Source organism: Streptomyces boluensis (assembly GCF_009908195.1).
Taxonomy (GTDB): domain Bacteria; phylum Actinomycetota; class Actinomycetes; order Streptomycetales; family Streptomycetaceae; genus Streptomyces; species Streptomyces boluensis.
Genome location: NZ_JAAAHS010000272.1, coordinates 1 through 10555 on the forward strand (window position 1 = coordinate 1; position 10555 = coordinate 10555).

Here is a 10555-nt window from a genome sequence, read left to right on the forward strand (position 1 = left end):
ATCGTACGTTCGCCCTAAAAATGGCAAATAGGGTCCAAGGTCCTTTGCCTGGGAAGCGCGGGGTGGTACACGCTCGCGCACGAGGTGGCCGTGTCCGAGACGGCCGTGTCCGCTCCGGCACACCCACCGGGGCTCTCCCGCATACTGGCAGGGTTATGGACATCCTCATCCTTGCCGTAGTCATCGCCGTAGTCGTGATCGGCGCGATCAGCGGACTGGTGGTGAGCGGCCGCAAGAAGAAGCAGCTGCCCCCGTCGGCCCCGTCGAGCACCCCGACCATCACCGCGCCCCCCGCTGAGCCGCACGTCGGCGAAGAGGCCGAGGAGCCGCGCGAAGAACCCCGTCGCACCATCGAGGAGGTCGACCTCCCGAAGGCGGAGGCGCCCGCCCCCGAGGCCCCCGTCGAGGAGGCCGTAGAGCTTCCCGAGGCGCCCGAGATCGAGGTGCCCGAGCCCACCGCCGGCCGCCTGGTCCGGCTGCGCGCCCGGCTCGCCCGCTCGCAGAACTCGCTCGGCAAGGGCCTGCTCACCCTGCTCTCCCGTGAGCACCTCGACGACGACACCTGGGAGGAGATCGAGGACACGCTCCTCACCGCCGACGTCGGCGTCGCCCCCACCCAGGAGCTCGTCGAGCGCCTCCGTGAGCGCGTCAAGGTCCTCGGCACCCGCACCCCCGACGAGCTGCGCGCCCTGCTGAAGGAGGAGCTGCTCACCCTCGTCGGCACCGACTTCGACCGTGAGGTGAAGACCGAGACCGGGCACGTCGCCGGCGGCGTCCCCGGCGTCGTGATGGTGGTCGGTGTCAACGGCACCGGCAAGACCACCACCACCGGCAAGCTCGCCCGCGTCCTGGTCGCCGACGGCCGCACCGTCGTCCTCGGCGCCGCCGACACCTTCCGCGCCGCCGCCACCGAGCAGCTCCAGACCTGGGGCGAGCGGGTCGGCGCCTACACCGTGCGGGGCCCCGAGGGCGGTGACCCCGCCTCCGTCGCGTTCGACGCGGTGAAGGAGGGCAAGGAGATGGGCGTCGACGTGGTGCTCATCGACACCGCGGGCCGCCTGCACACCAAGACCGGCCTCATGGACGAGCTCGGCAAGGTCAAGCGCGTCGTGGAGAAGCACGGCCCGGTCGACGAGGTGCTGCTCGTCCTGGACGCCACGACCGGGCAGAACGGTCTGGTGCAGGCCCGCGTCTTCGCCGAGGTCGTCGACATCACCGGGATCGTGCTGACCAAGCTGGACGGTACGGCGAAGGGTGGCATCGTCGTCGCGGTGCAGCGGGAGCTGGGTGTGCCGGTCAAGCTTGTCGGGCTCGGTGAAGGGGCGGATGATCTGGCGCCGTTCGAGCCTGAGGCGTTTGTGGATGCGTTGATCGGGGAGTGAGGGTGGCTCTCGGGTAGCGCGTGCGTACGCGTACGGCCGGGTTCGGACAGCTTGGGTTGTCCGGGCCCGGCTTGTTTTTTCCCCTCCCCGCCCCTTCCCGAAAGTCCTGCGGACGGCCACGGGGGCTCCGCCCTCGGACCCCCGCTCCTCAATCGCCGGAGGGGCTAATAGATAGCCCCTCCGGCGATTGAGGAGGCCCGTCCGGCGAGGACTTCGGGAAGGGGCGGGTAGGGGAAGAACGAGCGCCGTGCGGTTACAGACCCGAGCGGTGGCTCACGTAAGCCAATGTGCCGAGGAGGAGCCGTGCCGGGGGCGGGTTCGTGGCTGTGTCGAGGGACGGGGGGCGCAGCCAGCGGACCGGGCCGAGGCCGGCGCGGTCGGACGGCGGGGCCGTGATGTGTTCGCCGGGGCCGAGCCCGCGCAGGTCCAGGTCGGCGTCGTCCCAGCCCATCCGGTAGAGCAGCTCGGGCAGTTCGGCGGCGGCGCCCGGGGCGACCAGGAACTGGGCGCGGCCCTCGGGGGTCGCGGTCACCGGGCCGAGCGGGATGCCCATGCGCTCCATCCGGACCAGGGCGCGGCGCCCGGCGGACTCGGCGACGTCCAGTACGTCGAAGGTGCGGCCGGTCGGCAGCAGCACCGCGGCACCGGGGAACTCGCCCCAGGCGCGGGTGACTTGGTCGAGGGTGGCGCCTGCCGGTACGTCCGCGGCGAAGTCCAGGGGGTGCGCGCCGGGGGCGGTGCACGCCTGGTCGCCGCAGGAGCAGCGGCCCTCGGCGGCGCGGGCGCCCGGGGTCACGTCCCAGCCCCAGAGGCCGGTGAACTCGGCCACCGAGGTGCGGTCGGACGTGCGTCCGCGGCGCCGTGCGGCCGCCTTCGCAGGACGGATCTCGCGGATGCTCCGACTGCTGCCGATCGTGAAGCCCATGCCCCCTCCAACGGGTCCGACGCGTCGCTGGTTACGAACCGGAGTGGAACCGTGACCCTGTGTCGCACCTGTGCCGTCCGGTGGTCGATCGGGCGGCGTTCAGGAGGATCGCGGGGTGGTGCGGGCGGCTCGACGCGCCCCGGCGTACTCCGCTCCACCCGTTCCTGACTGTTCCGTGTCAAGTCAATCGTGTGGAGCCGTGGCTGAGTTCATTCAAAGGGGTGGCGAATGGTGGCGATTCAGAGAACGCCCTCGCCGGGAGGGTGATCGTAGGATTACTTTCAGTACACGAACCCAGGGACCGCTTGCGGTCGCGGGTATGCCGGAGGCAACTCGATTGCTTGTTCGACGGGTGACAATACGCCGACGACAGGCTTGAACTGACGGCATTCTGTTAAGGCTTGGCGCACGAAGCGCAGCAAGTGGCTTGAGGGATGGGGGCGTTCCAGTGGGCGGCACCGGCGGCAGCGGCGGGCAAGCTGACAAGCGCCCCAACGAGCAACTGACGTCATGGTTCGTACGCAGTGGTTGGTCCAAGGGTGAGCTCGCCCGTCAAGTGAACCGCAGGGCCCGGCAGTTGGGCGCGAACCACATCTCCACCGACACTTCGCGGGTACGCCGCTGGCTCGACGGCGAGCAGCCGCGCGAGCCCATCCCGCGGATCCTGTCCGAGCTTTTCTCCGAGCGCTTCGGCTCTGTCGTCGCCGTCGAGGACCTCGGACTGCGCTCGGCCCACCAGTCCGCCTCGCTCTCCGGCGTCGACCTGCCGTGGACGGGCACCCAGACCGTCGAGATGATCAGCGAGTTCTCACGCAGCGACCTGATGCTGGCCCGCCGCGGCTTCCTCGGCACCTCGCTCGCCCTCGCCGCCGGACCCGCCCTCATCGAGCCCATGCAGCGCTGGCTGGTCCCCACCCCCGGGCAGCTCCCGGAGCGCACCGAGGGCGCCGTCCCGATCCGCAGCGCCAACCGCCTCTCCAAGCCGGAGCTCGACCTCCTGGAGTCGACCACCGCCATGTTCCGGCAGTGGGACGCCCAGTGCGGCGGCGGGCTGCGCCGCAAGGCCGTCGTCGGCCAGCTGCACGAGGTCACCGACCTGCTCCAGGAGCCGCAGCCGCCGGAGACCATGCGCCGACTGTTCAAGATCGCCGCCGAACTGGCCGAGCTGGCCGGGTGGATGAGTTACGACGTGGGGCTCCAGCCCACCGCGCAGAAGTACTTCGTGCTCGCCCTGCACGCCGCCAAGGAAGCGGGCGACAAGCCCTTCGGTTCGTACGTCCTGTCCGGGATGAGCCGCCAGATGATCCACCTCGGCCGCCCCGACGACGCCCTCGAACTCATCCACCTCGCGCAGTACGGCAGTCGGGACTGCGCCACCCCGCGCACCCAGGCCATGCTGTATGCGATGGAGGCCCGCGCCTACGCCAACATGGGCCAGCCCAGCAAGACCAAGCGGGCCGTGCGCATGGCCGAGGACACCTACGCCGACGCCGTCGAGTTCGACGAGCGGGAGCCCGACTGGATCCGCTTCTTCTCCGAGGCCGAGCTGAACGGCGAGAACGCCCACTCGTACCGCGACCTCGCCTACGTCGCGGGCCGCAGCCCCACGTACGCCTCGCTCTCCCAGCCCGTGATGGAACGCGCCGTCGAGCTGTTCAGCAAGGACGCCGAGCACCAGCGGTCGTACGCGCTGAACCTCATCGGCATGGCCACCGTGCACCTGCTGCAGAAGGAACCGGAACAGGGCTGCGTCCGCGCGCACGAGGCCCTCGGCATCGCCAGGAAGGTGCGCTCCGAGCGGGTCAACACCCGGCTCCGCAAGACCGTCGACACCGCGATGCGGACCTTCGGCGAGGTCAGCGAGGTCATCGACCTCACCGAGCAGCTCGCCGTCCATCTGCCCGAATCAGCGGAGGCGGTCTGACCCCGCCCCCCTGAGCGGCGGCACCCCAGGACCCCGGCCGCGGCCCGTCCATCCCGAACTGCCCGACTCGGCTCCCCCGCCAGTCAGCCGGATGGACGCCGCGGCCGGTTCTCGTACCTAGGAACCCCCGCGCACACGCTCCGGGCAGTTCATGTACGCGTAACACGCACGACCTCTTCGTCACTGCGGCGAAACACCGAGGGGCATCGACCGAAACGGCGCTGCGTCAATCTCGTGGCTCATAACCGGCCCACCCCTCATGACCGCACAGGCTCCGCCCGCACGGGCCGCACGGGCCGCACACGACGAGGAGACGCCGATGCCCCCAGGCATCACGCTTGCCGCAGAAGCCCCGCAGCTCTCTGCCGCCAACACCGGATTCATGCTCATCTGCTCCGCCCTGGTGATGCTGATGACTCCGGGTCTGGCCTTCTTCTACGGAGGCATGGTCCGGGTCAAGTCCACCCTCAACATGCTGATGATGAGCTTCATCAGCCTGGGGATCGTCACGATCCTCTGGGTGCTCTACGGCTTCAGCGCCGCCTTCGGCACCGACAAGGGCTCGCTCATCGGCTGGAACGGCGACTTCGTCGGCCTCAGCGGCATCGGCAAGACCGAGCTGTGGGGCACGTACGACATCCCGATCTATGTCTTCGCCGTGTTCCAGCTGATGTTCGCCGTCATCACGCCCGCGCTGATCAGCGGCGCCCTCGCCGACCGTGTGAAGTTCACCGCCTGGGCGCTGTTCGTCGCGCTCTGGGTGAGCGTCGTGTACTTCCCCGTCGCGCACTGGGTGTGGGGCGAGGGCGGCTGGGCCTTCGAGCTCGGCGTCATCGACTTCGCCGGCGGTACGGCCGTACACATCAACGCGGGCGCCGCGGCGCTCGGTGTGATCCTCGTGATCGGCAAGCGCGTCGGCTTCAAGAAGGACCCGATGCGGCCGCACTCCCTGCCGCTCGTGATGCTCGGCGCCGGCCTCCTGTGGTTCGGCTGGTTCGGCTTCAACGCCGGCTCCTGGCTCGGCAACAACGACGGCGTCGGCGCCGTCATGTTCGTCAACACCCAGGTCGCCACCGCCGCCGCCATGCTCGCCTGGCTCGCCTACGAGAAGATCCGGCACGGCGCGTTCACCACCCTCGGGGCCGCCTCCGGCGCCGTCGCGGGTCTCGTCGCCATCACCCCGGCGGGCGGCGCCGTCTCCCCGCTCGGCGCGATCGCCGTCGGCGCCATCGCCGGTGTGCTGTGCGCCATGGCCGTCGGCCTCAAGTTCAAGTTCGGCTACGACGACTCCCTCGACGTGGTCGGCGTGCACCTCGTCGGCGGTATCGCGGGCTCGCTGCTCGTCGGCTTCTTCGCCACCGGCGGCGTCCAGTCCGACGCCAAGGGACTCCTCTACGGCGGCGACGCCTCGCAGCTCGGCAAGCAGGCACTCGGAGTCTTCGTGACCCTCGCCTACTCCCTGATCGTCTCTGCCATCCTCGCTCTCGTCATCGACAAGACCATCGGGATGCGGGTCAGCGAGGACGACGAGGTCTCCGGCATCGACCAGGTCGAACACGCCGAGACGGCCTACGACTTCAGCGGCGCGGGCGGCGGCAGCCTCCCCCGTACCGCATCGGCCGCACCCCCCGCGAGGAGTGCCGAGGCCACGGCCGAGGCCGCGCAGAACAAGAAGGTGGACGCATGAAGCTCATCACGGCGGTCGTCAAGCCGCACCGGCTCGACGAGATCAAGGAGGCCCTGCAGGCCTTCGGGGTCCAGGGACTCACGGTCACCGAGGCCAGCGGCTACGGCCGCCAGCGCGGGCACACCGAGGTGTACCGGGGCGCCGAGTACACCGTCGACCTCGTCCCCAAGATCCGCATCGAGGTCCTGGTCGAGGACGACGACGCCGAGCAGCTCGTCGAGGTCGTCGTGAAGGCCGCCCGCACCGGCAAGATCGGCGACGGCAAGGTCTGGAGCGTCCCCGTCGACACGGCCGTACGCGTCCGCACCGGCGAACGCGGCCCCGACGCCCTCTGAACTAACCCCGATCCAGGAGCTGTTGGGTGACGAGCGTGGACGTACCGACCGAAGCGGAAGACTCCGGACCCAGCGGTTATGCGGCGGCCCGGCTGCGCCTCCTCCAGGACGAGGAGGCGCGGTCCGGGCCGCCGCGCCGTGCCGCCCTCGCTGAGCTGACCGACCACTGGCTGGCCGGACTCTTCGGGGACGCGGCAGGCGCGCGCGGGGTCTCGCTCGTCGCCGTCGGCGGGTACGGGCGCGCCGAACTCTCCCCGCGCAGCGACCTCGACCTGCTCCTGCTGCACGACGGCAGCGCGGACCCGGGCACCGTCGCCGCCCTCGCCGACCGCCTCTGGTACCCCGTCTGGGACCTCGGCCTCGCCCTCGACCACTCCGTCCGCACCCCCGCCGAGGCCCGCAAGACCGCGGCCGACGACCTCAAGGTGCAGCTCGGCCTCCTCGACGCCCGGCACGTCGCGGGCGACCTCGGCCTCACCGCGTCGCTGCGCACCACCATCCTCGCCGACTGGCGCAACCAGGCACCCGCACGCCTCCCGCAACTCCGCGAACTCTGCGAGGAACGCGCCGAACGCCAGGGCGAGTTGCAGTTCCTCCTCGAACCCGACCTCAAGGAAGCCCGCGGCGGCCTGCGCGACGCCACCGCCCTGCGCGCCGTCGCCGCCTCCTGGCTCGCCGACGCCCCCCGCGCCGGACTCGCCGAGGCCCGCCGCCGCCTCCTCGACGTACGCGACGCCCTGCACCTCACCACCGGCCGCGCCACCGACCGCCTCGCCCTCCAGGAACAGACCCAAGTCGCCGAAGAACTCGGCCTGTTGGACGCCGACACCCTGCTCCGCGAGGTGTACGAGGCGGCCCGCACCCTCGCGTACGCCAGCGACGTGACCTGGCGCGAGGTCGGGCGGGTGCTCCGCGCCCGGTCCGCACGGCCCCGGTTCCGCTCCCTGCTCGGCGGACGCGGCGGGCGCGGTGGGCTCGGCGGACGTGGTGGGGGCGGCGGCAAACCCGTACCCGAGCGCGTGCCGCTCGCCGAAGGCGTCGTCGAGCAGGACGGCGAGGTCGTCCTCGCCCGCGCCGCCCGGCCCGACCGCGACCCGGTGCTCGCGCTCCGCGCCGCCGCGGCCGCCGCCCAGGCGGGCCTGCCGCTCTCCCCGCACGCCGTACGCCGCCTCGCCACCGCCGCCGCGACCGCGCCGCTGCCCACGCCCTGGCCCGCCGAGGCCCGCGAACAACTCGTCACCCTGCTCGGCGCGGGCCCCGCCACCGTCGACGTATGGGAGGCCCTGGAGGCCGAAGGCCTGATCAGCCGCCTCCTGCCCGACTGGGAACGGGTACGGTGCCGCCCGCAGCGCAACCCCGTGCACACCTGGACCGTCGACCGCCACCTCGTCGAGACCGCCGTCCGCGCCGCCGCGCTCACCCGCCGCGTCCACCGGCCCGACCTGCTGCTCGTCGCCGCCCTGCTGCACGACATCGGCAAGGGCTGGCCCGGCGACCACTCCGTGGCCGGCGAGGTCATCGCCAAGGACGTCGCCGCCCGGATCGGCTTCGACGCCGACGACGTCGAAGTGCTCGCCCGCCTCGTCCGCCACCACCTGCTCCTCATCGACACCGCCACCCGGCGCGACCTGGACGACCCGGCGACCGTCAGCTCCGTCGCCGAGGCCGTCGGCTCCGCCTCCGCCCTTGAACTCCTGCACGCCCTCACCGAGGCCGACGCCCTCGCCACCGGACCCGCCGCCTGGTCGGCCTGGCGCGGCTCCCTCGTCGCCGACCTCGTCGGCCGGGCCGCCGCGGTACTCGCCGGGGACCCGCCGCCGGAGCCCGAGGCCGCGCCCCCCACCGCCGAGCAGGAACGCCTCGCGATCGAGGCCTACCGCAGCGGCGGCCCCGTACTCGCCCTGCGCGCCCAGACCGAGCACGCCGCCCCCGACGCCGACGAACCCCTCGGCGTGGAGCTGCAGATCGCCGTACCGGACCAGCCGGGCGTGCTGCCCGCCGTCGCCGGGGTGCTCGCCCTGCACCGGCTCACCGTCCGGGCCGCCGACGTCCGCGTACACGACCTGCCCGACGGGGTGCCCGCGGCGTCCGGCGGCGCCGTGCTCCACCTGGACTGGCGGGTCGCCACCGAGTTCGGCGCGCTGCCGCAGGCCACCCGGCTCCGCGCCGACCTGGTCCGCGCGCTCGACGGCACCCTCGACATCCCCGCCCGGCTCGCCGAGCGCGACGCCGCCTACCCGCGCCGACGCGGCGCCCCCGCCCCGCCCGCGCGGGTCACGGTCGCCGCGGCGGGCTCCCGGCTCGCCACGGTCATCGAGGTCCGCGCCCAGGACGCACCGGGTCTGCTGCACCGCATCGGGCGCGCGCTGGAGGCCGCGGACGTACGGGTCCGCAGCGCGCACGCTTCGACGCTCGGGTCGAACGCGGTGGATGCGTTTTACGTCACGGACGCGGGAGGAGAGCCGCTGGCGGCGCGGGACGCTCTGGAGGTCGCGCGGGGGGTCGAGGTGGCGTTGCGGGGCTGAGCGCGTGTTCATTCCCAGGGAAAGAACAGCGCGGCCGCCCGAGCAGTTTGCCTAGCCAGATAGTCTGGAGGGCAGCCCAGACTGTTCCCGACCCCGAGGACCGACGCCGCCGTGTTCGATACCCTTTCCGATCGCCTCGCAGCCACCTTCAAGTCCCTCCGGGGCAAGGGCAGGCTCTCCGAAGCGGACATCGACGCCACGGCACGCGAGATCCGTATCGCCCTCCTCGAGGCCGATGTCGCGCTGCCCGTCGTGCGCGCGTTCATCAAGCAGGTCAAGGAGCGGGCCACCGGCATCGAGGTCTCGCAGGCCCTCAACCCGGCCCAGCAGGTCATCAAGATCGTCAACGAGGAGCTCGTCGGCATCCTCGGCGGCGAGACCCGCCGCCTGCGGTTCGCGAAGAACCCGCCGACCGTGATCATGCTCGCCGGTCTCCAGGGCGCCGGTAAGACCACGCTCGCCGGAAAGCTCGGTCACTGGCTCAAGAGCCAGGGCCACTCGCCGCTGCTCGTCGCCTGTGACCTCCAGCGCCCCAACGCCGTGAACCAGCTGAGCGTCGTCGCCGAGCGCGCCGGCGTCGCGATCTACGCGCCGGAGCCGGGCAACGGCGTGGGTGACCCGGTCAAGGTCGCCCAGGACTCCATCGAGTACGCGAAGCAGAAGGTCCACGACGTGGTCGTGGTCGACACCGCGGGCCGTCTCGGTATCGACCAGGAACTGATGCAGCAGGCCGCGGACATCCGCGACGCGGTCAAGCCCGACGAGGTCCTCTTCGTCGTCGACGCGATGATCGGTCAGGACGCGGTCAACACCGCGGAGGCCTTCCGCGACGGCGTCGGCTTCGACGGCGTGGTGCTCTCCAAGCTCGACGGCGACGCCCGTGGTGGTGCCGCGCTGTCCATCGCGCACGTCACCGGCAAGCAGATCATGTTCGCCTCCAACGGCGAGAAGCTGGACGACTTCGACGCGTTCCACCCGGACCGCATGGCGTCCCGCATCCTCGGCATGGGCGACATGCTCACCCTGATCGAGAAGGCCGAGCAGACCTTCAGCCAGGCCGAGGCCGAGAAGATGGCGGCCAAGCTCCAGAAGGGCCCCAAGGAGTTCACGCTCGACGACTTCCTGGCCCAGATGGAGCAGGTCAGGAAGATGGGCTCCATCTCCAAGCTGCTCGGCATGATGCCCGGCATGGGCCAGATCAAGGACCAGATCAACAACATCGACGAGCGTGACGTCGACCGTACGGCCGCCATCATCAAGTCGATGACGCCCGTCGAGCGCGCCGAGCCGACGATCATCAACGGCTCGCGCCGGGCCCGTATCGCACGCGGTTCGGGTGTCGAGGTCAGCGCGGTGAAGAACCTGGTGGAGCGGTTCTTCGAGGCCCGCAAGATGATGTCGAAGATGGCGCAGGGCGGCGGCATGCCGGGGATGCCGGGCATGCCTGGCATGGGCGGCGGCGCCGGCAAGCAGAAGAAGAAGCAGAAGGTGGCCAAGGGCAAGCGGAAGTCGGGCAACCCGATGAAGCGCAAGCAGGAGGAGCTGGATGCGGCGGCGCGGCGCGAGCAGGGGGCGCAGCAGCAGCCGGGCGGGGCGTTCGGCCTGCCGGCCGGGCAGGACGGCAAGGACTTTGAACTCCCCGACGAGTTCAAGAAGTTCATGGGCTAGGGGTCCCGAACTGGGGCTCCGCCCCAGACCCCTCCCCCAGCTACCGCTGGGAGGTGCCCCCACCTCAAACGCCGGAGGGGCTGAATTGGCTGAAGCATCAGCCAAATTC

At 71.4% G+C, this 10555-nt stretch carries 7 protein-coding genes; 6 read left to right on the forward strand and 1 reads right to left on the reverse strand.

Translation table 11 applies throughout. The features are described from left to right. The first annotated feature begins 155 nt into the window (after window positions 1-155). Window positions 156-1382, forward strand: coding sequence for a signal recognition particle-docking protein FtsY (ftsY, locus tag GUY60_RS26945; RefSeq protein ID WP_161702346.1), 1227 nt, complete (start codon window positions 156-158; stop codon window positions 1380-1382). 253 nt (window positions 1383-1635) lie between these two features. On the opposite strand, the gene GUY60_RS26950 is transcribed toward ftsY, so the two are convergent. After that, window positions 1636-2307: a bifunctional DNA primase/polymerase gene (locus tag GUY60_RS26950; RefSeq protein WP_161702348.1), complete on the reverse strand. Its 672-nt coding sequence runs from the start codon at window positions 2305-2307 to the stop codon at window positions 1636-1638. Between the two features lie 448 nt (window positions 2308-2755). Between GUY60_RS26950 and nsdA the strand changes: the two genes are divergently transcribed. From nsdA to ffh, 5 genes are all read left to right on the forward strand, one after another. Then, complete coding sequence (gene nsdA, locus GUY60_RS26955) at window positions 2756-4231, forward strand: transcriptional repressor NsdA (protein WP_161702350.1); 1476 nt, start codon at window positions 2756-2758, stop codon at window positions 4229-4231. Window positions 4232-4550: 319 nt separating this feature from the next. Then, on the forward strand, window positions 4551-5918 hold the full coding sequence (locus GUY60_RS26960; protein WP_161702352.1) for an ammonium transporter: 1368 nt from the start codon (window positions 4551-4553) through the stop codon (window positions 5916-5918). Next, entirely contained in the window at window positions 5915-6253 is a 339-nt protein-coding gene (locus tag GUY60_RS26965) for a P-II family nitrogen regulator (RefSeq protein WP_058847462.1), read from the forward strand. Before GUY60_RS26960 ends, GUY60_RS26965 begins: the two co-directional genes overlap by 4 nt. Window positions 6254-6279: 26 nt before the next feature. After that, entirely contained in the window at window positions 6280-8778 is a 2499-nt protein-coding gene (locus GUY60_RS26970; protein WP_161702354.1) for a [protein-PII] uridylyltransferase, read from the forward strand. A gap of 111 nt (window positions 8779-8889) precedes the next feature. Beyond that, complete coding sequence (gene ffh, locus GUY60_RS26975; protein ID WP_161702356.1) at window positions 8890-10446, forward strand: signal recognition particle protein; 1557 nt, start codon at window positions 8890-8892, stop codon at window positions 10444-10446. Window positions 10447-10555 lie beyond the last annotated feature (109 nt).